Annotated in this window: 19 protein-coding genes; 12 read left to right on the top strand and 7 right to left on the bottom strand. The window is 73.1% G+C overall.

The window, feature by feature from the left end:
* Positions 1-56: 56 nt before the first annotated feature.
* The 3 genes from ACFFJG_RS05535 to ACFFJG_RS05525 all read left to right on the top strand — a co-directional run bounded on the left by ACFFJG_RS05535 (position 57) and on the right by ACFFJG_RS05525 (position 4,328).
* Positions 57-1,727, top strand: coding sequence for a PKD domain-containing protein (locus ACFFJG_RS05535; RefSeq protein WP_378517600.1), 1,671 nt, complete (start codon positions 57-59; stop codon positions 1,725-1,727).
* Between the two features lie 55 nt (positions 1,728-1,782).
* Positions 1,783-2,211 carry a pilus assembly protein CpaE gene (locus ACFFJG_RS05530; protein WP_378517599.1) on the top strand — a complete coding sequence of 143 codons (429 nt, stop codon included), beginning with the start codon at positions 1,783-1,785 and terminating at the stop codon, positions 2,209-2,211.
* A gap of 68 nt (positions 2,212-2,279) precedes the next feature.
* Positions 2,280-4,328 carry a sensor histidine kinase gene (locus ACFFJG_RS05525; RefSeq protein ID WP_378517598.1) on the top strand — a complete coding sequence of 683 codons (2,049 nt, stop codon included), beginning with the start codon at positions 2,280-2,282 and terminating at the stop codon, positions 4,326-4,328.
* Between the two features lie 16 nt (positions 4,329-4,344).
* Here ACFFJG_RS05525 and msrA read toward each other — a convergent pair whose 3' ends face one another.
* On the bottom strand, positions 4,345-4,995 hold the full coding sequence (gene msrA, locus ACFFJG_RS05520; RefSeq protein WP_378517597.1) for a peptide-methionine (S)-S-oxide reductase MsrA: 651 nt from the start codon (positions 4,993-4,995) through the stop codon (positions 4,345-4,347).
* A gap of 157 nt (positions 4,996-5,152) precedes the next feature.
* Between msrA and ACFFJG_RS05515 the strand changes: the two genes are divergently transcribed.
* The 6 genes from ACFFJG_RS05515 to ilvA all read left to right on the top strand — a co-directional run bounded on the left by ACFFJG_RS05515 (position 5,153) and on the right by ilvA (position 11,416).
* Complete coding sequence (locus ACFFJG_RS05515) at positions 5,153-5,833, top strand: hypothetical protein (protein ID WP_378517596.1); 681 nt, start codon at positions 5,153-5,155, stop codon at positions 5,831-5,833.
* An 86-nt stretch (positions 5,834-5,919) separates the two neighbouring features.
* Positions 5,920-7,080 carry a cystathionine gamma-synthase gene (locus tag ACFFJG_RS05510; RefSeq protein ID WP_378517595.1) on the top strand — a complete coding sequence of 387 codons (1,161 nt, stop codon included), beginning with the start codon at positions 5,920-5,922 and terminating at the stop codon, positions 7,078-7,080.
* 2 nt (positions 7,081-7,082) lie between these two features.
* Entirely contained in the window at positions 7,083-7,406 is a 324-nt protein-coding gene (locus tag ACFFJG_RS05505) for a DUF202 domain-containing protein (protein ID WP_378517594.1), read from the top strand.
* Positions 7,403-8,821: a glutamate mutase L gene (locus ACFFJG_RS05500; protein ID WP_378517593.1), complete on the top strand. Its 1,419-nt coding sequence runs from the start codon at positions 7,403-7,405 to the stop codon at positions 8,819-8,821. Before ACFFJG_RS05505 ends, ACFFJG_RS05500 begins: the two co-directional genes overlap by 4 nt.
* A gap of 10 nt (positions 8,822-8,831) precedes the next feature.
* Positions 8,832-10,211: an AI-2E family transporter gene (locus ACFFJG_RS05495; RefSeq protein ID WP_378517592.1), complete on the top strand. Its 1,380-nt coding sequence runs from the start codon at positions 8,832-8,834 to the stop codon at positions 10,209-10,211.
* On the top strand, positions 10,208-11,416 hold the full coding sequence (gene ilvA, locus ACFFJG_RS05490; protein WP_378517591.1) for a threonine ammonia-lyase: 1,209 nt from the start codon (positions 10,208-10,210) through the stop codon (positions 11,414-11,416). Before ACFFJG_RS05495 ends, ilvA begins: the two co-directional genes overlap by 4 nt.
* A gap of 114 nt (positions 11,417-11,530) precedes the next feature.
* On the opposite strand, the gene greA is transcribed toward ilvA, so the two are convergent.
* Positions 11,531-12,022: a transcription elongation factor GreA gene (gene greA / locus ACFFJG_RS05485; protein WP_378517590.1), complete on the bottom strand. Its 492-nt coding sequence runs from the start codon at positions 12,020-12,022 to the stop codon at positions 11,531-11,533.
* Between the two features lie 231 nt (positions 12,023-12,253).
* Positions 12,254-12,643 (bottom strand): DUF4307 domain-containing protein, encoded by a 390-nt coding sequence (locus tag ACFFJG_RS05480; protein ID WP_378517589.1) that lies wholly within the window; start codon positions 12,641-12,643, stop codon positions 12,254-12,256.
* A 38-nt stretch (positions 12,644-12,681) separates the two neighbouring features.
* On the opposite strand from ACFFJG_RS05480, the gene mca reads away from it, so the two are divergent.
* Both mca and ACFFJG_RS05470 read left to right on the top strand, forming a co-directional pair.
* Entirely contained in the window at positions 12,682-13,581 is a 900-nt protein-coding gene (gene mca / locus ACFFJG_RS05475) for a mycothiol conjugate amidase Mca (protein ID WP_378517588.1), read from the top strand.
* A 37-nt stretch (positions 13,582-13,618) separates the two neighbouring features.
* Positions 13,619-13,891, top strand: coding sequence for a hypothetical protein (locus ACFFJG_RS05470; protein ID WP_378517587.1), 273 nt, complete (start codon positions 13,619-13,621; stop codon positions 13,889-13,891).
* A 240-nt stretch (positions 13,892-14,131) separates the two neighbouring features.
* Here ACFFJG_RS05470 and ACFFJG_RS05465 read toward each other — a convergent pair whose 3' ends face one another.
* From ACFFJG_RS05465 to ACFFJG_RS05450, 4 genes are read right to left on the bottom strand one after another with little or no spacing between them, the layout of a single operon-like run.
* Positions 14,132-14,761: a class I SAM-dependent methyltransferase gene (locus ACFFJG_RS05465; protein ID WP_378517586.1), complete on the bottom strand. Its 630-nt coding sequence runs from the start codon at positions 14,759-14,761 to the stop codon at positions 14,132-14,134.
* 5 nt (positions 14,762-14,766) lie between these two features.
* Positions 14,767-16,953: an alpha-galactosidase gene (locus ACFFJG_RS05460; RefSeq protein ID WP_378517585.1), complete on the bottom strand. Its 2,187-nt coding sequence runs from the start codon at positions 16,951-16,953 to the stop codon at positions 14,767-14,769.
* A complete protein-coding gene (locus tag ACFFJG_RS05455; RefSeq protein WP_378517584.1) occupies positions 16,950-17,762 on the bottom strand; it encodes a DeoR/GlpR family DNA-binding transcription regulator in 813 nt (270 codons plus the stop codon). The genes ACFFJG_RS05460 and ACFFJG_RS05455 overlap by 4 nt, the downstream gene beginning before the upstream one ends.
* The gene (locus ACFFJG_RS05450) at positions 17,762-19,783 is read right to left on the bottom strand and encodes a beta-galactosidase (RefSeq protein ID WP_378517583.1); all 2,022 of its coding nucleotides are present in this window, start codon (positions 19,781-19,783) and stop codon (positions 17,762-17,764) included. Before ACFFJG_RS05450 ends, ACFFJG_RS05455 begins: the two co-directional genes overlap by 1 nt.
* Positions 19,784-19,952: 169 nt before the next feature.
* Here ACFFJG_RS05450 and ACFFJG_RS05445 point away from each other — a divergent pair, with 169 nt between their 5' ends.
* Positions 19,953-21,281 (top strand): ABC transporter substrate-binding protein, encoded by a 1,329-nt coding sequence (locus ACFFJG_RS05445; protein WP_378517582.1) that lies wholly within the window; start codon positions 19,953-19,955, stop codon positions 21,279-21,281.
* Positions 21,282-21,330 lie beyond the last annotated feature (49 nt).

Raw genomic sequence — 21,330 nt, 5'->3', positions numbered from 1 at the left:
CGCAGCAGTCTGCCGCTTCTCCTGCGCACGACCGCGACCGCGTCTAGCCTCCAACGGTGAAGTCGTCAGTCGTCTCCACCGCTCGGCGCGGTGGGCTCTCGGTCCTTGCTGTCCTCTCTCTCGTGCTCGTCACAGCCCCTCCCGGCCAGGCTGGCGTCACCGAGACGCCGTACCCGTCCCTCCCGATGCCGTGGCGCCTCGCGGTCGGCGGACCGGAGGCTCACCTCTACACGGCGTTCCTCTCCGGAGGGACCACGCAGGTCACCGAGAGCGACACGAACGGCGCCCACCTGCGGGACGTCCAGGTGGGCTCGGTGCCGCTCCTCAGCGGCTTCGACGTCGACCCCTCCGGCAACCTCTACCTCGCATTCCGCGACTCGAGCAGCAACGCTGACGTGCTGCGCAAGGTGGGGCCGACCGGCACGGGGCTTTGGGAGACGACCCTGACGACCTCGCCGCGCGACCTGTCGGTGGGTGGCGGCACCGTGTGGGTCGTCAGCGCGCAGGGCACCGGGGTGCAGGGGTACGCGGACAGCACGGGCGAGACGCTCGGTGGCTTCGCCGCGTCCGGGTCGTCCGTCGAGGCGCTGCCCGGCGGACACGTGCTGGTGAGCTCGAGCAGCACCGGCATCACGGAGTACGACCAGGGCGGCGCCGTGCTGCGGCGGATCCCGGGCGCGACCGGGCCGGTCGACAGCACTGCTGCCGGCGACGTGGTCTCCACCATCCAGACCTCGTCGGGTCTATCGGTCCGGAAGTGGGCTGCGGACGGCAGCTCCACCCTGGGCGTCGACCGAGGTTCTGCGGGGGCCGGCGACCTCGCGGTGGCACCGAACGGTGCGGCGTGGCTGCTGACGAACAACATCCGAGTCCACCTCGATCCGACGACGCCCGACGCCCGGCTGACCTCCTCGGCCGCTCAGACCTCCACCGGCAGCCCGGTCGCGCTGGACGCGAGCGCCTCGAGCGTCCCGTTCGCCTCCCCCACCCGCTTCGAGTGGGACCTCGACGGCGACGGGTCCTTCGAGACCGACACCGGTACGAGCAGCCGGGTCTCGCGCACCTACGACGTGCCCGGCGCGCGCACCATCGCCGTGCGTGTCACTGCACCTGCCGGTGGCACGGCGACGGCCAGCACCGTCGTCGACGTCAGCACCCCGTCGCCCGCGGGGCCCGTGGGCGTCTCGATCAACCAAGGTGCGAGGTACACCAACGACCCCCACGTGACCGTCTTCATGCGGTGGCCGACCCATGCCAAGGACGTGCTCGTCTCCAACGACGGCGGCTTCTTCCCGGCCTCGCAGCGGCCGGTCGCGGAGACGGTGGCGTGGACGCTCGACTCCAGCGGCCCCGAGCGCCTCCCCAAGACCATCTACGCCCGGTTCACGGGCGGGCAGGCAGGTCCCGAGACGTACCAGGACGACATCATCCTGGACCAGACGGTGCCCTCCGTGCTGTCTGCCTCGGCCGCACCGTCCCAGGGGTCGCGGCGGTCGGTCGACCTCGCCCCCCGCCGGGCACAGATGCGCTGGGTGGTGGTCCTCAAGGCGGCAGACAAGACGTCGGGTGTCGCGTCCATGCAGGTCACCACGAGGAAGGGCAAGCCCGGCCGGTGGCGTGCCTACCGCAAGCGCTCGACCTTCACGGGCACCGGTGGGCGGATCCTCGTGAGGGTCTCCGACGGCGCGGGCAACGTGTCACGCTGGAAGCGGCTGACCGTCCGCTGAGCTGTCCGAGCTGCGGTCCTCACCGACGTCACCGCCAGCGCGCCACACTGTCCGGGTGACCACCCCCGACCTCGCGCTGCGCCTGCACGACGCGGGCCTGGCGTGGACGCCCGTCGACGGCGACCGTTTCTGGCTGCCCGACCGCGACCTCGACGACGCGGTCTTCACGGTCAGCGCGATGGTGGTCGAGGTGCGCGAGCACCCGTCGGGACGCGTCCTCGCGTTCAACGGCACCACCGAGTGGGCCCTCGACGACGTCGAGGAGGGCGAGGCCGTCTGGCTGCCGCGCCTCGACCAGCTCCTCGCCGTGCTCGGTGAGCGCTTCGTCAGCCTGACGGCCCGGTCGGGCGGCCACGTCGTACGCGTGCGGGTCGGCGACGTCGAGGAGGACCACGTCGACCTCGACCCCTCCGACGCCGCGGCGCGCGCCGTCCTCGCCCGGCTGGAGCGCGAGCCGGGCGCGAACGGGCACCCGTCACGCTGACCGTGATGTGGAAGGTCGCCCGTTTCCCTCCGATCCGGTGGATCGCGGCCGATCACACGGGCGTGAAGATGTCCGTCGCACGCACGCTGTGGTGGGCTGCCCTGTACGCCCTTGCCGTAGCGGCGGGCCGGGCGACCGCGCTGCCGGAGACCGGGCTCGCGCTCTTCTGGCCGGCGGCCGGGGTCGCGGCGCTGTGGGTGCAACGCTCGTCGCGCCGCCAGCTCGCGCCCACGCTGCCCGTGCTGTTCGCCACGACGGTCGTCGTCAACCTGGCCCTGGGCGTCAGCCCCGTCCCCGCGTCGCTCCTCTCGGTCGCGAACGTCGTGGCGGGCCTCACGGTGCGCCAGGTGCTGGGGTGGGTCCTTCCCTCCCTGCGCTCGGCCGAGGGCAGGTCCGGCAGGGCGCAGGCGATGGGCTCCATCCACGGGGTCGTCGCTCTCGCCCAGGCGTCTGCGGCCGCGGGCGTGGCGAGCGCGCCGTTCGGAGTGCTCGGCGGCTACCTCATCACCGGCCACGCCTCACTCGTGATCACGTGTGCGTGGGTGGTTCGCAACACGACCGGGGTGTTCGTCGTCGCCGGCGTCGTGCTGGCCGTCGTCGCGGCGCACCACGCCCACCGCCCGGGCCCGTCGTGGTCGAGCCTGGTCACCAACGAGGACCGCCGCCGCGGTCTCGCCGAGCTCGCCGTGACCGTCGTCGTGGCGGGTGCGGTCTCCTACGTCGTGTTCAGCGACACCCAGGGCCTGCCCGTCGCGTTCCTGCTGGTGGCAGTCGCCGCGCTCGTCGGCTTCCGGTTCTCCCCGGTGGTCGCAGCCGTGCTGACCACTGCTGGCGGCCTGGTCGCGATCGTCGCGTCCCTGACCGGCACCGGTCCGTTCAGCACGATCGCCGACCCGCTGATGCGGTCGCTGGTGGTGCAGGCGTTCGTGCTCGTGCAGGCGGCCATCAGCCTGATGCTGTCCTGGGCGGTGCGCGAGCGCCACGACATGATGCTCGAGCTCACCGAGGCGCGCCGGCAGGCCGACGAGCGCGCCCAGCTCCTCGACGCGGTGACCGACCGCCTCGAGCACGGGGTCGCCGTGATCGATGCGACCGGGCGCATCGTGGTGCAGAACCCCGCGGCCGCGCGGCTGCTGCCCGGCCCGCACGGACGCTTCTCCGACGACGACCACCCGGCGGCGTACGGCGTGCACCGCGCCGACGGCGCGCCGATGGACCTCGCCTCGATGCCCCACAGCCTCGCCCTCGCGACGGGCGAGAGCGTCACGGCGGCGCTGGTCGTGCGTCGCCCGGACGCCGACGACTCCTACGTCAACGTCCGCGTGGACGCTCTCGACCTGGGGGAGGACCCGAGCAGCCGGCTCGCCGTGGTGTCGGTGCGCGACGACACCGAGCACCGCCGCCACGTCGACGACCTCGAGACGTTCGCCGGCGCCGTCGCCCACGACCTCCGCAGCCCGCTCGCCGCGATGTCGTCGTGGGTCGAGGTCCTGGCCGAGCACCTGACCGACCAGGGCAGCCACGACGACGGGGCCCGCGAGGCCCTGGGCCGGATCACCGCGGCCGGTGACCGGATGTCGCAGATGATCGACGACCTGCTCGCCTACGCCCGGGCGGGCAGCGCCCCGGTCCACCTGCGCGACATCGACCTGGACGCCTGCGTGCGGGAGGTCGCGGACGAGGTCATCGCCGCCAGCGGCCGCGGCGCGGTGGAGGTGCCGACCGGGCTCGGCACCATGGCCGGCGACCCGTCGCTGGTCCGCCAGGTGCTCGCGAACGTCATCGGCAACGCCGTGAAGTACACCGCCGACGACGTGCCGCCCGTGGTGCACCTGCGGGCCGACCACTCGGAGGCCGGCGTCGTCATCCGCGTCACCGACAACGGCGTGGGCGTGCCCGAGCCGCTGCAGGCCACCGTCTTCGATCGGTTCACCCGTGTCTCCACCGCCGGCGTCAAGCGCCCCGGCAGCGGCCTCGGCCTCGCCCTGTGCGCCCGTGCGGTGCAGCGCCACGACGGCACCATCGTCCTCACCACCGGCCCCGACGGGGTCGGGTCGACCGTGACGATGACCTTCCCGGCCCCGCCCGCACGCCAGCGGGCGACGGCCGGAGCCTGACCCGGCCGGGTCTTCGTCAGGCGGTCTCGGGGAACGCCACGCCCGTGTTGGCGTGGCAGCGGTAGCCGAAGGGGTTCTTCGCGAGGTACTGCTGGTGCGGGTCCTCGGCGTAGTAGTACGGCGTCTCGCTGGCCGGGCGGACCTCGGTGGTGATCTCACCGAGGCCGCGGCGGGCGAGCTCGTCGCCATAGACCTTGGTCAGCTCGCGCGCGGTCTGCTCCTGCTCCGGGGTCGTCCAGTAGATCGCCGAGCGGTACTGGGTGCCGACGTCGTTGCCCTGACGCATGCCCTGGGTCGGGTCGTGGATCTCGAAGAACTTCTTGACGAGGTCGGCGTAGGACACCACGGTCGGGTCGAAGACCACCCGCACCGCCTCTGTGTGGCCGGTCTGCCCCGTGCACACCTCCTCGTAGGTGGGGTTCGGGGTGCTGCCGCCGGCGTAGCCGACGGAGGTGGACCAGACGCCCGGGACCTGCCAGTAGATCTCCTCCGCGCCCCAGAAGCAGCCGAGGCCGAGCAGGGCGACCTCGTAGCCGTCGGGGACCTCGTCGGTGACGACGGGGGCGTCGAGCACGACGTGCCGCCCCAGCGTCCACATCGGCTCCGCGCGGCCGGGCAGGGCCTGGTCGGGAGTGGGGAGGGTGGAGGGCTTGCCGAATCCGAACATGTCCCCATTCTCCCCGGGCGCACAAGGCCGGGCGGCGGTGTCTGGCACCCGGACATCGGTAGGACTACGTGGTCTAGTCGTCGTGCTTGCACCGATGTGCGGACGGCGGCGAGCGAGCAGCGTGGGCCCCCCACGCACCGCTCGAGAGGAATCGCACATGTCGTCACGTCGTCCGGTCCGCCAGCTCCTGGTGGCCGTCCTGCTGGGTGTCCTGGTCGGGGGCGGCCTGATGGCCGTCACGCCCGCCGGGGCCGAGGTCTCCCAGGCCGCGGCCACCAGCTGGAAGAAGATCTGGAAGAAGGAGCTCAAGCCGCTCGCGGCGAAGGCGTTCTACACCAAGTCGAAGGCGAACCAGGCGTTCGCCACCAAGGCCGAGTCCGCGGCCGGCGACGCCGCCGCCAACGCGGCCACCGACACCAAGCTCGGCAGCTACTACAAGAAGTCCGAGATCGACGCCAAGCTGGCGCCCTTCGTCAACGCGGTCGCCGCGACGGCCGGTGGCGACCAGTCGCTCGCCCTGGCCTCGACCGACCTCGTCACGCGATCGGTCAGCCTGATGCCGCCCGCGAACGGGACCGTGGTGGTCTCGTCGTCGGGCCAGATCGAGACCACCACGGCGGGCATCGCGCGCTGCTCGATCAGCCTGAGCAATGCCTTCGACTTCGCCGCCGTCCAGAACATGAGCGGAGCAGCCGGCGACTACTCCACTGCTGCCGGGACGAGGGGGTTCCCGGTCACCAAGGGGACGCTGTTCACCGCCAACCTCGTGTGCAACGAGTACTCCGGTCAGCACGTGATGTGGGACAGCTCCCTCACGGCGATCTTCGCGCCCAACTGACCGCCTCGGGGGAACGGCCGCCACGCCCCATACGTGGCGGCCGTTCCGCTGTCGGCTCGGCGGCCGGCGGGGACTACGCTCGCCACGTGACCCAGGAACGTGCCAACAAGGTCGGGTTCGAGACGCGTGCGATCCACGCCGGCTACGAGCCCGACGCGATGACCGGGGCGGTCAACCCGCCCATCTACGCCAGCAGCACCTACAAGCAGGACGGCGTCGGCGGGCTGCGCGGCGGGTACGAGTACAGCCGCTCGGCCAACCCCACCCGCACCGCGCTCGAGGGCGCGCTCGCCGCGGTCGAGGAGGGTGAGCGGGGCTTCGCGTTCGCCTCCGGCCTGGCTGCCGAGGACGCCGTCATCCGCGCCCTGACCCGCCCCGGCGACCACGTGGTCATCCCGGACGACGCCTACGGCGGCACGTTCCGGCTCTTCGACAAGGTCGCCAAGGTCTGGGGCCTCGACCACAGCCCCGCGGCCGTCGCCGACACCGACGCGGTCGCGGCCGCGATCGAGCCCGGTCGGACCAGGCTGGTGTGGGTCGAGACCCCCACCAACCCGATGCTCACCATCGGCGACATCGAGGCGCTGGCCGGCGTCGCCCACGACGCCGGCGCCCTGCTCGTCGTCGACAACACCTTCGCCTCGCCCTACCTCCAGCAGCCGCTGACCCTCGGCGCCGACGTGGTCGTGCACTCCACCACCAAGTACGTCGGCGGGCACAGCGACGTCGTCGGCGGCGCGGTCGTCGTGCGCGACCACGACCTCGCCGAGCAGATCGGCTTCCACCAGAACGCGATGGGCGCGGTCGCCGGGCCGTTCGACGCCTTCCTCACCCACCGCGGGCTCAAGACGCTCGGCGTGCGGATGGACCGGCACTGCGACAACGCCGAGCGGATCGCGGCCTTCCTCGACGCCGACCCGCGCGTCACCGAGGTGATCTACCCCGGTCTCGCCTCGCACCCGGGCCACGAGGTCGCGGCGCGCCAGATGAAGCGGTTCGGCGGGATGATCTCGTTCCGCGTCGCCGGCGGCGAGGAGCAGGCGCTGGCGGTCTGCGACCGCGCCGAGGTGTTCACCCTCGCCGAGTCGCTCGGCGGCATCGAGTCGCTCATCGAGCACCCCGGCCGGATGACGCACGCGAGCGTGGCCGGCACCGACCTGGAGGTCCCCGCCGACCTGGTCCGGCTCAGCGTCGGCATCGAGAGCGTCGAGGACCTGCTCGCCGACCTCGACCGGGCGCTGGGGTGACGGTGCCCGCAGCCGACCAGACCGACCCGCGGTACGCCCTCGCCAACGAGCGCACCTTCCTCGCCTACGAGCGCACGGCCGTCGGCCTGCTGGTCGCGGCGGTCGGCGCGCTCAACCTGCTGCGCGACTCGTGGGGCGAGACGCTGCTGGGCGTGGCGCTGCTCGCCGCCGCCGCCCTGACGGCCGTCGTCGGCATGCACCGCCACCGCCAGGCCGACGCGGCGATCCGTGAGGGCCGCGCCCTGCCGGCGAGCAGCGCGGTGCCGGTCGTGTTCACGACCGTGCTGGTGCTCGTCGTGCTGGTCGGGCTGTCGGTGCTGGTGTGAGCGTCGTCGTCTGCGTCGACTTCGGGTCGACCTTCACCAAGGCGGCGCTCGTCGACCTCGACAGCGGTGACCTCCTCGCCACCGCGAGCCACCCCACGACCCTCCCGGACGCCGACGGGCGCGGCGACGTGCTCGACGGGTACGACGCCTGCGTGGCCGTGCTGGCCGAGCGCGACGAGCGGGCCCGTGACGCCGAGGTGCTGGCGTGCTCCAGCGCCGGCGGCGGGCTGCGGGTCGCGGTGGTCGGCAACGAGGAGCTGGTCACCGCCGAGGCCGGCCGCCGGGTGGCGCTGTCGAGCGGCGGGAAGGTGGTCCTCGTCCTCCACGGCGGCCTCGACGCCGCCAAGCTGGCCGAGCTGCGCGCGGCCGAGCCCGACGTGGTCCTCCTGGTCGGGGGCACCGACGGCGGCAACTCCGAGGTCCTCGAGGGCGACGCCGCCTTCCTGGCCGCCACGCCGTGGCCCGGCCCGGTCGTGGTGGCGGGCAACGTCGACTCGCGGGAGACGGTCGGGTCCCTGCTCGCCGGCGCCGGCACGCCCCACGTGGTCGCCGACAACGTCGTGCCGCGCATCGGCGTGCTCGCGCCCGACAGCGCGCGCAGGGCGATCCGGGAGATCTTCCTGTCCCACGTCATCGGCGGCAAGCACCTGAGCAGCCGCACCGACGCACGGGGCCGCGGCTTCACCGACATGGTCCGGGGGGCCACGCCCGACGTCGTGCTGACCGGGGTCGAGCTGCTCGCCCGAGGGCTCGGCGACGGGCTCGACGAGGAGCACCGCGGGGCCGGCGACGTCGTCGTCGTCGACGTCGGCGGCGCGACCACCGACGTGCACAGCGTCGTGGAGCTCGACCCCGAGGACAGCGGCCTGGCCCGCGAGGTCGTCGCCACCACCCCTGTGACCCGCACCGTCGAGGGCGACCTCGGCATGCGCTGGTCGGCCGTGTCGACGGTCGAGGCCGCCGGTCTCGACGACCTCGCCGCAGCCGCGGCCCGCCGCCACGCCGACCCCGACCTGCTACCGGACGCGTGCCCCGACCCGGCCGCCGAGCAGGAGGCCGACCTGGCCATCGCCGCCGCGGCGGTCCGGATCGCGCTCGAGCGCCACGCTGGACGCAGCAAGGTCGTGGTGAGCCCCGAGGGCCGCGTCGTGGAGCGCAGCGGGAAGGACCTCCGGGAGGTCGACCTGATGATCGGCTCCGGCGGTGTGCTGCGCCACGGCGGTCCCGACGCGGTCGCCCGCGTGCTGCTGCCCGCCACGGGCGACGCGTTCGAGGGCGGGTGGCAGCTCCCGCGCGACCCGGTGGTGGTGGTCGACCACGACTACGTGCTCGCCGCGGCCGGGCTGCTCGCCGACGAGCACCCGCTCGCCGCTCACCGCCTGCTGGGTGGGCTGCGCACGGCGGGCGGGCGCTAGCGTGACCGGAGTGAGCCAGCAGCAGGCCCCCGAGCCGGGCGAGACCGAGGCCGAGTCCGTACGCCGCCGCCTCTTCCCGACGCTGGGACGCAGCGAGGAGGACGACCGCCTCGGCGAGCGCATCCTCGCCCAGTGGGCGCAGATGCGGGCCGAGCGCCGCCCCGAGCCGGCGTTCCGCACCGGGCCCTCCAACTTCAGCCGCGCGCAGGTGCCCTGGGGGCTCGACCTCGCCGCCGCGTGGTCCTGGCGCCTCATCGTCATCGTCACCGCCGCCCTCGGCCTGCTCTGGACGCTGCGCCACTTCGCCGTGATCACCCTGCCGCTCGCGGTGGCGCTGCTCATCTCCGCGCTCGTCGCCCCGCTCGTGGCGTGGCTGCGCCGCGTGGGGCTCCCGCGCGGTCCTGCCACCGGCATCGTGATGGTGCTCGGCATCGGCACCGTCGCACTCCTGCTGACCTTCGTCGGCCAGCAGGTCGCGCAGGGTGCCAGCGACCTCGCCGACTCCGTGGTGACCGGGCTCGGGCAGGTCCGCGACTGGCTCAGGACCGGCCCGCTGAACGTCTCGGACTCCCAGCTCGACGGCTACATCAAGGAGATCCAGGGCGCCGTCTCCGACAGCACCCAGACCGGCGGGGTCGTCAACCGCGTCACCGAGGTCGGCACCGCGGTCGGCCACGTCATCGCGGGCTTCTTCATCGTGCTGTTCTCCACCTACTTCTTCCTCGCCGACGGCGACCGGATCTGGTCGTGGACGGTGCGGATCGCCCCGCGCGCCGCCCGCGAGCGCGTCGACGCCTCCGGGCGGGTCGCGTGGATCTCGCTCACCCAGTTCGTGCGGGCGACCGTCCTGGTGGCGCTCGCCGACGCGATCGGCATCATGATCGTCGCCGCGATCCTGGGCGTGCCGTTCGTGGTCGCGATCGGCGTCCTGGTCTTCCTCGGCGCGTTCGTGCCGATGATCGGCGCCACCATCGCCGGCACCGTGGCGATCCTCGTCGCACTCGTCGACCAGGGCCCGTTCACCGCCGCGCTCATGCTGGGTGGGGTGGTCCTGGTGCAGCAGATCGAGGGCCACATCCTCCAGCCCTTCCTCATGGGCCGCTTCGTCTCCATCCACCCCCTCGGCGTGATCGTCGCCATCGGCTGCGGGGTGCTGGTCGCCGGCGTCGCCGGGGCGCTCATCGCGGTGCCGCTGGTCGCCGCCGGCAACGCCGTGGTGCAGCACCTCGCCTCCTACACCGCCATCGGCGAGGACGACCCCGACGAGGCGCTCGACGACGACCTCGCCGCCGACGGCACCCCACCCGACCCCGTCCCCGCCGACGACGGCCCGCTCGCCGGGCCCGACGCCCCCGGCGACGACACCACCACCACGAAGGACCCGCGATGACCGAGCAGGTGAGCCTCGCCGACGTGCAGGCCGCACGCGAGATGCTGGCCGACGTCTCGGTCGTCACCCCCATGGAGGAGTCGCGCTGGCTCTCCGCGCTGGTGGGTGGCCCGGTCTGGCTCAAGTGCGAGAACCTCCAGCGGACCGGGTCGTTCAAGGCGCGCGGCGCCTTCGTGCGCATCGCCCGGCTCTCCGAGGAGGAGCGCGCCCACGGCGTCGTCGCCGCGTCGGCCGGCAACCACGCCCAGGGCGTCGCCCTCGCCGCGACCACGCTGGGCATCAGGTCCACGGTCTTCATGCCCGAGGGCGCGCCGATCCCCAAGGAGAAGGCCACCCGCGGCTACGGTGCCGACGTGGTCTTCCACGGCCGCTACCTCGAGGACTCGCTGGTCGCCGCCCGAGCCTTCGCCGACGAGACCGGCGCGGTGCTGATCCACCCGTTCGACCACGTCGACATCGTCGCCGGCCAGGGCACCCTCGGCCTCGAGGTCCTCGAGCAGGCGCCCGACGTGCGCACCGTCCTGGTGCCGACCGGCGGCGGCGGGCTGCTGGCCGGTGTCGCGATCGCGATCAAGGAGATGCGTCCCGACGTACGCGTCGTGGGCGTGCAGGCCGAGGGCGCCGCGGCCTACCCCGGGTCGCTCGCTGCGGGCCGCCCGGTGCCGCTGGAGTCGATGAGCACCATGGCCGACGGCATCGCCGTGGGGCGCCCCGGCGACATCACCTTCGCGGCGGTCCGCGACCACGTCGACGAGATCCTCACCGTCTCGGAGGAGTCGCTCTCGCGCGCCCTGCTGGCGCTGGTCGAGCGCGCCAAGCAGGTCGTCGAGCCGGCCGGCGCGGCCGCCGTCGCCGCGCTCCTCGACAACCCGACCGGCTTCGAGACCCCGGCCGTCGCGGTGCTGTCGGGCGGCAACATCGACCCGCTGCTGCTGAGCAAGGTGATCCGTCACGGCCTCGCCGCCGCCGGCCGCTACCTCTACCTCCGCGTCTGCATCCCCGACCTCCCGGGCGGGCTGGCCTCGCTGCTCGCCGAGGTCGGCGCGGCCGGCGCCAACGTGCTCGAGGTCGCCCACGAGCGGATCTCGCCCTCGCTGACGCTCAACGAGGTCGAGGTGCGCATCCAGCTCGAGACCCGCGGCGACGCCCACGCCGAGCACTTGATGGCCCGGCTCCGCGAGCGCGGCTACCGCGTCCACGACTGAGCGCCCTCACCCGACGGCGTACCCGCCCGAAATGCCCGCGAGCGGTGGCCCACCCACGTTCCGGACGTCCGGAACGTGGCTGGACCACCGCTCGACGAGCGATGACGGCGGCGGTCAGCCCTTGTAGGGCTCCGCGTCGACGATGGTCACGCTGAGCTGCTTGCCGTTGGGCGTGGTGTAGGACACCTCGTCGCCCTTGGTGCGGCCGTTGATCGCCGCGCCCATGGCCGACTCGGGGGAGTAGACGTCGAGGTCGTCGCCCTCCATGAGGTTCTCGCGGGCGCCGAGGAGGAACTTCTCGTGGTCGCCGTCGCCGAAGTCGACGGTCACGACCATGCCGGGCTCGACGACACCGTCGTCGGCGGGCGTCTCGCCCACCTCGGCACGACGGAGCATGTCCTCGAGCTGGCGGACCCGGGCCTCCTGCTGGCCCTGCTGGTCCTTGGCGGCGTGGTAGCCGCTGTTCTCCTTGAGGTCGCCCTCGTCGCGGGCCGCGGCGATCTTCTCGATGATCTCCTGGCGACGGGGACCCCGGAGGTCGTCGAGCTCGGCCTGCAGCTTGTCGTAGGCCTCCTGGGTCAGCCAGATGGTGCCCTGGTCGGTCATGTCACTACTCCTGCTTCGCGTAGAACTACTGGTGGTCCGGTGGTCACGGCGCCGGGTGTGGCGCAGCAGCCCCGGACGGGGTGGTGGATCGTCTTCCGTCCGGTCGGGGGTGGGCGCGGCGTGGGACGTGGGCCAGCGCTCCCGGGACGGGCAGAACCCACAGGCTAGCAAGCGCGAGGGGTTTGCGCAGGTCGTCCCCACCCACCGAGGGGTGGGAGGGGCGTACGCCGCTCAGCGCGGGCGCGACTGCCCGGGGGCGGTGCAGCCGACCTTCTCCACCGACGTCGCACGGCGCTCGGTGCGGATCTCGACCCGGTTGGGCCCGTCGACGGGGGTGAAGGTCATCTCGCCGACCGTGGTGTGGTCCTCGGCGTAGGCGCGGACCCGGCAGCTGGCGTCGATGCCCTCGGCGAGGTCGACGTCGACGCGGGCGTCGACCTGGTGGTCGCTCACCACGTCGTAGGTCATCACCTCCGACGTCACGTCGGGGCTGCCGTGGAACCACGCCGCCCACCCCAGCCAGCCCAGGCCGACCACCGCGAGGACCGCGGCCACGGCGATGGTGACCGGTCGGGTCCAGCGCGACGGGGCGCCGTAGCGGTCGGTGAGGTCGGTGGTCACGCACCAGAGCGTAAGCGCCACCTCCTAGACTCGCGTCCATGGCCCAGCCCCCCGCAGACCGCCCGCGCAGCGGTCTCCGACTGATGCACGTCCACGCCCACCCCGACGACGAGTCGAGCAAGGGCGCGGCCTCCACCGCGAAGTACGTCGCCGAGGGGGTCGACGTCCACGTCGTCACCTGCACCGGCGGCGAGCGCGGCTCGGTCCTCAACGCCAAGATGGACCGGCCCGAGGTCTGGGAGAACATCTCCGAGATCCGCCGCGAGGAGATGCACCGCGCCCGCGACATCCTCGGCATCAGCCAGGACTGGCTCGGCTTCGTCGACTCCGGCTGGCCCGAGGGCGACCCGCTGCCGCCGCTGCCGGAGGGCTGCTTCGCGCTGGTCCCGCTCGAGGAGTCCACCGAGCGGCTGGTCCGGCTGATCCGGGCGTTCCGCCCGCACGTGATGACGACCTACGACGAGCGCGGCGGCTACCCCCACCCCGACCACATCCGCTGCCACGAGGTGTCGGTCGCGGCCTTCCACGCCGCCGGCGACCCGGAGCGGTTCCCCGACGCGGGCGAGCCCTGGCAGCCCCTCAAGCTCTACTACCACCACGGCTGGAGCTGGGCGAAGACCCATGCCCTCCACGAGGCGATGCTGGCCCACGGCCTCGAGTCGCCCTACGAGGAGCGGCTGGCGAAGTGGGAGCGCGAGCCCGAGTGGGACGACCGGATCACCACGAAGGTGCCGTGCGGGAAGTACTTCGGCGTCCGCGACCAGGCGCTGCTGGCGCACGCGACGCAGATCGACCCCGACGGCATGTGGTTCGCGATCCCGCGCGAGATCCAGCAGCGGACGTGGCCCACCGAGGACTACGAGCTCGTCGAGTCGCGGGTCGACAGCACCCTGCCCGAGGACGACCTCTTCGCCGGCATCCCGGTCCCCGCGCCCTGAGCGTGGCCCGCCACCGGCGGAGTGGGATGATGGGGGCATGCAGATGCTGCTGACCGTCCTGGCCGACTCCACGCCCGAGGACAGCGAGGTCGTCGCCGGCCCGCTGGGCTTCGCGCTGTGGATCTTCCTCATCATCGCGGTCGTCGTGCTGGGGTTCAGCCTGGTCAAGCAGCTGCGCAAGGCCGAGGCCGCCAAGGCCGCGGGCCTCTACGGCGACGAGCCCGCGACGACCGAGCAGCCCACCGACGGGACCACCACCGGCGGGACGCCCACCGACGAGACGGCCGGGCAGCAGAAGACGGACGGCTGAGCCCAGCCCTCGCGGCGCCCTCGACCGATGACCTGACACGGGTCGTGCTCCTTCCGGACGGCCCGCGACCGCCGTCCTGACACGGGTCGTGCTCCTACCCGCACGGAGGCAGCGTCCGAGCCGATCCGGTGCGTGCCGCAACGCACGAGCACCTGGACTCTTCCTGACGGGGCCCGTGCCACCACGCGGTGCTCCGCCCGCCCGTTGACGGCACGCGCCGTGTCATGACCCCGCGCCGGCTCAGCGGCGGACGACCCGCACCAGGCAGTCCCAGGCCGTACGCCGCTCGTCGCCCGGGTGCTCGTGGTGGCCCGAGGCGACGGTGACCTCGCGGGCCACGCGCCCGGCCCGGACGACCTCGACGTCGAGGCCGGCGAGGTCGGCCAGCACGTCGTCGGCGCTCATCAGCACCGCCGGGTCCTGCGGCCCGCCCGTGCCCTCGGTGAGGTTGGTCGTGTCGTGGGCGACGATCAGCAGGGTGCCACCGGGCCGGAGCATCGTGGCGGCGCCCCGCACGGCCAGCCGCCGCTCGTCGGCGGGCAGCTGGAGGTAGGCGACGACCACGAGGTCGACCGGCGACCCCGGCTGCCACGTCGTCGCGTCGGCGCACACCCAGGTCAGCGACCCGGGCAGGTCGACGCCCTCGGCCAGCCGTCGGCCCTTGTCGAGGCCGGTCTGCGAGAAGTCGACGGCGACGGCGTCCCAGCCGAGCGAGGCCAGCCAGATCGCGTTGCGGCCCTCGCCGGCGGCGAGGTCGACGGCGGTGCCCGGCGGCAGGTCGGCGAGCTCCTCGGCGACGAAGTGGTTGGGCCCGCGCGACCACACCAGCTCGCTCGCGGCGTACCTCGCGTCCCAGGCCTGCGCGTCCATGCCCGTCAGCCTAGGACGCCACCCGCTGCCGGCCAGGGCGCCGCCCAGGTCGCGACCACCCGCAGCACGCGTGCCTCCTCGGGGTCGAGGACCGGGAGCGCGACGCCGGTGGTGGCGAGCAGGCGGCCGCTGAGGACGGCACCGCTCGCCGACCACCCGTGGGTGAGGTCGGCACCGCCCGCGGTGGGCGGCAGCTCCTCGACGAGCCGGTAGGTGCTGTCGGGGTCGAGGCCGGTGAGCCGCAGCGGGGCGGGGTGCTGGGTGGCGGTCGCGGCCACCGTCGCGACGACGTAGCAGGCCTCGGAGCGGTCGGGCGCGACGACGCCGGTCACGACGACGGCCGGGTCGGCGTGGTCGGGGTGCACGAGCGTCCCGCTGCCGATGAGAGGCCGGATGCGCTTGTGCAGGTCGATCCAGTCGGCCAGCTCGGCCAGGGCGGCCTCGTCGAGGCGCGACATGTCCCACTCGATGCCGAACCAGTGCAGCAGCGCGGTGGCGGCCCGGTAGCGCAGGGCGTGGGTCCGCCCGGTGGTGTGGGACGTGGCACCGCCGACGTGCGAGCCCATCAGCTCCGGCGGCACCAGCAGGGACGTCCAGCGCTGCAGGTGCTGGCGCTCCAGCGGGTCGATGGTGTCGCTGGGCCAGATCCGGTCGGTGCGGCGCAGGATCTCGGCGTCGACGCGGCCGCCGCCCGAGGAGCAGGACTCGATCTCGACCTCGGGGTGCGCGGCACGCAGCTCGTCGAGCAGCCGGTAGGCGGCCAGGGTCTGGCCGTGCACGGCGGGCCGGCCGTCGTGGGTGACGTCGGTGAGGTCGCGGTTGTGGTCCCACTTGAGGTAGGCCACGTCCAGCTCGTCGAGCAGGGCGAGGAGCGAGGTCCGGAGGTCGGCGTACGCACCCTCGTCCTGGAGGTCCAGGACCTGCTGGTGGCGCCACGGCGGCGGCACCGCTGCGCGCCCGCGCAGCACCCGCTCGGGGTGCTCGCGTGCGGTCCGCGAGTCGAGGTTGACCATCTCGGGCTCGACCCAGAGGCCGAACTGGAGGCCCGCGCCCGTGACGTGGTCGACGAGCGGGCCCAGGCCCTCGGGCCACACCTCGGGGTCGACGGCCCAGTCGCCGAGCCCCGCGGTGTCGTCGCGTCGGCCGAGGAACCAGCCGTCGTCGAGGACGAACCGCTCGACGCCCACCGACGCCGCGGCGTCGGCGAGCTCGGCGATCCGCGCGAGCGAGTGGTCGAAGTAGACGGCCTCCCACGAGTTCGCGATCACCGGCCGCTCGCTGCGGGAGAGCGGGGTGACCGAGCGCAGGTGGGCGTGGAAGCGGTGGCTCATCGGGTCGAGCCCGGCGGGCGACCACGAACCGAGCAGGGTGGGGGAGAGGTAGGTCTCGCCCGGACCCAGCACGACCTCGCCCGGGCTGAGCAGCTCGCCCCCGCCGAGCAGGCACTCGCCCTCGGGCGTGCGCTCGGCGTACGTCGTGTGGTTGCCGCTCCACGCGGTGTGCACGGCCCAGACCTCTCCCGTGCCGAAGGTGAAGCCCGGGGTGCCGGCGACCATCACCAGGGTGGCGTCGTGACCGGTGCGGCCCCGGCGGCCGTCGCGGCGGTGGGTGCCCTGCACCCACGGGTGCCGCTGCGGGGTGCGCTCCTTGCACCAGCGACCGGTGAGGTCGAGCAGCTCGGTGGCGTGGGCGCCGACCGGGAGCGCGGCCAGCACGCTGCCGAGGTGGAGGTCTCCCTCGGCGGCGTTGGTCACGCTGGTGCGCGAGTGCAGCAGGCCGGCCTCGTCGAGGACGAGCACGAGCTGGACGGCCCAGCCCGCCTCGGCGTCGAGGGCGGTGAGGGTGGCGGTGGCGTCGCCGACGGGGTCGTCGTCGACCCGCACGTCCCAGTCGACCAGGCTCGGGGTGGCCGCGGTGGCGGTGCCGCCGACGCGGTGCCCGGTCAGGGCCGGGGTGCCGGAGAAGCCCCGAGAGGCGTCGGGGACGATCCCGGTCAGCCGGGGTGCGTCGTACGACGACCGCGAGACGCCGGGCGTCCGGGCGGCCGCGACGGCCGACAGCGCGGCGTCGTCGAGGTCGCCGAGGGCGGCGCCCCAGTGGAGCACGACCGGGACGCCGGCGTCGTCGCGCCCGAGGACCAGGCTGACGCCGCCCCGGGCTAGGTGGACCGGGACAGGGGTGGGTGAGGTCATGCGTCGGCCTCCTCGGGGGCCTCGACGTCGAGGGCGAGCGGGTCGACCACGACGAGCTCGCCGACGTGGTCGGCCAGCGCGCCGCTGGCCTGGGCGGAGAGCCCGGAGTCGGTCACCAGCACGGAGGCCTCGCTCAGGCCGGCCATGCTGCTCAGGCCCACCACGCCCCACTTGCTGGAGTCGGCGCAGACGATGAGGCGCCGGGAGCGCTCGATCATCGCCCGGTTGGTCTCGGACTCGAGCAGGTTGGGCGTGCTGAAGCCGGCGCGCACGTCCATGCCGTGCACGCCCATGAAGAAGGCGTCGACGTGGAGGCTGCGCAGGGACGACACGGCGACCGGGCCGACGAGGGCGTCGGACGGGGTGCGCAGGCCACCCGTGAGCAGCACCGAGGTGGTGGGGTCGCCGGTGCGGTGGAGCACGTCGGCCACCCACACCGAGTTGGTCACCACGGTCAGGTGCGGGATCCGGGCGATGTGCTCGGTGAGGGCGTGGGTGGTGGTGCCGGCCGAGACCGCGATGGCCATGCCCGTGTGGACCATCTCGGCCGCGGCGGCGGCGATCGCCTGCTTCTCGTGCAGGTGCTGGACCGACTTGGCGGCGAAGCCCGGCTCCGACGAGGACGGCTCGGCGACCGCGAGCGCGCCGCCGTGCACCTTCTCGAGGAGCCCGTCGCGGTGGAGCGCGACCAAGTCGCGGCGCACGGTCATGTCGGAGACGCCGAGCAGCTCGACGAGGTCGGTCACCCGCACGGTGCCGTCCCGGCTCAGCTCGGCCAGGATGCGTCCGCGCCGCTGCGCCGCGAGCATCAGGCCCGTCCGTCCCGGCGCTCGCGCTCGCGCACCACGACGACGCCACCGGGCGGCACGACCAGGTCGCCGTCGACGTCGCTGCCCGACGCGAGGTCGTGCCCGGCCACGTCGACCTCCGCCGGCTCCTCGCCGTGGTTGAGCACGAACAGCCAGCTGGCCTCCTCGCCGACGCGGCGGGTGACCTCGACCAGGGGCCCGGCCCCCGGGAGCCGCTCGACGCCGGACTCCGCGACCAGCCGCTCGACGAGCGCGTCGGTGCCGTCGGCGTCGAGGCGGGTCGCGACGTACCACGCGGTGCCGGACCCGACCTCGCGCCGGGTGACGGCCGGCAGGCCCGCGGCGGGCCCGTCGGCGTACGTCGCCACGGCCTGCGCGGTGGTGAGCGCGAGGTCCTCGGCCCACACGTCGGCGGTGACGGTGCCCGCGCCGAGGCCCTCCACGCGGACCTGCTCGCCCTCGAGCAGCGGCATCAGCTCGGTGGTGTGGACGCCGAGGAGGTCGCGGAAGGCGCCGGGGTAGCCACCGAGGCGGACGTGGTCGTGCTCGTCGACCATCCCGCTGAAGTAGGTGATGACGACCGTCGCGCCGCGCTCGGCCGCTGCGGTGAGGGACGCGACGGTCTCGTCGGAGACGAGGTAGAGGGTGGGGACCACGACGAGGTCGTAGCCCGACAGGTCGGTGCCCGGGTGCACCACGTCGGTGCCCACTCCCTGCGCGGACAGCGCGCGGTGCACGTCCTCGGCCCGGTCGCGGTAGTGGACGTCGATGCTGGGGTGGGAGTCGAGCTGGCAGGCCCACCACGCCTCGTAGTCGAACAGGATCGCTGCCCGGTTGGCCGCGACCGACCCGGTGACCTCCTCGATCGAGTCGAGCAGCCGGGAGAGGGAGACCACCTCGCGCCACTGGCGGGTGTCGGTGCCGGCGTGCGGGAGCAGCCCGGAGTGCCACTTCTCCGCACCGGCGCGCGAGGCGCGCCACTGGAAGTACAGGACGGCATCGGCGCCGTGCGCGACGTGGGCGAGGCTGTTGCGGGTCATCTCGCCGGGACGCTTGGCGCGGTTGCGGGGCTGCCAGTTGACCGCGCTGGTGGAGTGCTCCATCAGCAGCCACGGCTTGCCGCCCGCGGTGCCGCGCGTGAGGTCGGCGCTGAAGGCGAGCTCGCGGTGGCCGCCGTCCTCGGCGGCGATGAGGTAGTGGTCGTTGGAGACGACGTCCATCTCCCGGCCCCAGCGCAGGTAGTCCATCTCCATCGTCTGGCGCATGACCATGAAGTTGGTGGTCACCGGGACGCCGGGGGAGAGCCGGTGCAGCACGTCACGCTCGACGACGTAGTTGTCGAGCAGCTGGTCGGAGGAGAAGCGCAGGAAGTCGAGCTGCTGCGTGGGGTTGGGGAAGGTCGGCGCCGACCGCGGCGGCAGGACCTGCTCGAAGTCGTCGTAGCGCTGCGACCAGAACGCGGTGCCCCAGGCGTGGTTGAGCGCTGCGACGTCGTCGTCGTAGCGCCGGCGCAGCCAGTCGCGGAAGGCCGCTGCGCTCACGTCGCAGTAGCAGCGCGCGTTGTGGCAGCCGATCTCGTTGGACACGTGCCACAGCGCCAGCGCGGGGTGGTCGTGGTAGCGCTCGGCGAGCCGGGTGCAGAGCTCGAGGGCGTGCTCGCGGTAGACCGGCGAGCTCGGGCAGAAGGCCTGGCGGCCGCCGGGCCACAGGGTGGTGCCGTCCTGGGTCACCGGGAGCATCTCGGGGTGCCGGTGGGTCAGCCACGGCGGCGGGGAGGCCGTGGCGGTGGCGAGGTCGACGCGGATGCCGGCGGCGTGGAGGCCGTCCATCTGCTCGTCGAGCCAGCCGAAGTCCCAGGTGTCGGGGCCCGGCTGCAGCCAGGCCCACGAGAACACGCCGAGGGTGACCAGGTCGACCCCGGCCTCACCCATCAGCGCGCGGTCCTCCACGTGGTCCTCGCGGGACCACTGCTCAGGGTTGTAGTCACCACCGAAGGCAAGGGCAGGCAGGGGAGCAGGCATGGCCAACACTGTGGTCACCCTCACACGGTGAAGTCAACGCCCCTTGGTGGATTTCGGTTCGGAAATGTTTGATCTGGCCCGGAATGTGACCAGATTGAGGCTTGACGGGTCTGTGTTGGTCGTCACATGCTGTGCATCCCTGTTTGGTTTTGTCTCCAGGAGGCTCCTCGTGTCCCGTTCCCGCTCCAGCGCCATCCCCCGCTCCGCCATGGTCACGATGGAGGCCTCGCGCCGCTCCGTGCTCCGTGGCATGGCGCTCTCCGGTCTCGCCGTCGGCGGCTCCGGCCTGCTCGCCGCGTGCGGAGGTGACGACGCCGGCCCCGCCACCGGGTCCGGTGCCACCGTGAAGTTCGGCATCAACGAGGCCGAGGGCTCCGGCCCGGCCTACGACCGCCTCAAGGCGATCGGGGACGCCTACGCCAAGGAGAGCGGCACGAAGGTCGCGCTCAACGCGGTGGACCACAACACGTTCCAGGAGAGCATCAACACCTACCTCCAGGGCACCCCGGACGACGTCTTCACCTGGTTCGCCGGCTTCCGCATGTCGCAGTTCGCCGACAACGGCCTGATCACCGACCTGAGCGACGAGTGGCCCATCGACGGCCTCGGCGACTCCTTCAAGCAGGCCGCGACCGCCTCCGACGGCAAGCAGTACTTCGTGCCGATCAGCTACTACCCGTGGGCGGTGTTCTACCGGAAGTCGGTGTGGGAGAAGAACGGCTGGACCCCGCCGGAGACCAACGACGACTTCATGGCGCTCATGGACGAGATGCAGGGCAAGGGCGTCACCCCGTTCGCCTTCGGCGACAAGGACGGCTGGCCCGCCATGGGCACCTTCGACATCCTCAACATGCGCCTCAACGGCTTCGACTTCCACATGTCGCTCATGGCCGGTGACGAGAAGTGGGACGGCGACGAGGTCAAGCTCGTGTTCGACACCTGGCGCAAGCTGCTGCCGTACCACCAGGCCGACCCGCTGGGCCGCACCTGGCAGGAGGCCGCGACCTCGATGGGCAAGGGCGAGTGCGGCATGTACCTCCTCGGCACCTTCGTGGTCGACGCGCTGGGCGAGAACGGCGACGACCTCGACTTCTTCACCTTCCCCGAGCTCGACTCCTCGATCGGCGCCGACGCGCTCGACGCCCCGATCGACGGCTTCTGCGTCGCCTCGGCGGGCAAGAACCAGGAGGCCGGCAAGGCGATGGCCAAGTGGCTCGGCAGCGCGGCAGCCGCCGACGCGGGCAACGACAACGCCTCGGCGCCGTTCATCGCCGCCAACTCCGGTGCCAGCACCGCGAAGTACAGCGACCTGCAGAAGAAGTCGGCCGAGGTCGTCGGAGCCGCGGCCAACATCGCCCAGTTCATGGACCGCGACACCAACGCGGACTTCGCCAACACCGTGATGATCCCGTCGATCCAGGACTTCCTGAAGAACCCCGACGACATCGACGGGGTGACGGCCAGCATCCAGGAGCAGGCCGCCTCCATCTTCGGCTGAGGCCACGGGCATCCGACATGTCCCACATGTCCCACACTGACGAGGCGCC

The sequence above is a fragment of the Nocardioides zeicaulis genome, assembly GCF_042432345.1.
Taxonomy (GTDB): Bacteria; Actinomycetota; Actinomycetes; order Propionibacteriales; family Nocardioidaceae; genus Nocardioides; species Nocardioides zeicaulis.
This window is presented reverse-complemented; position numbering and strand designations above follow the sequence as displayed.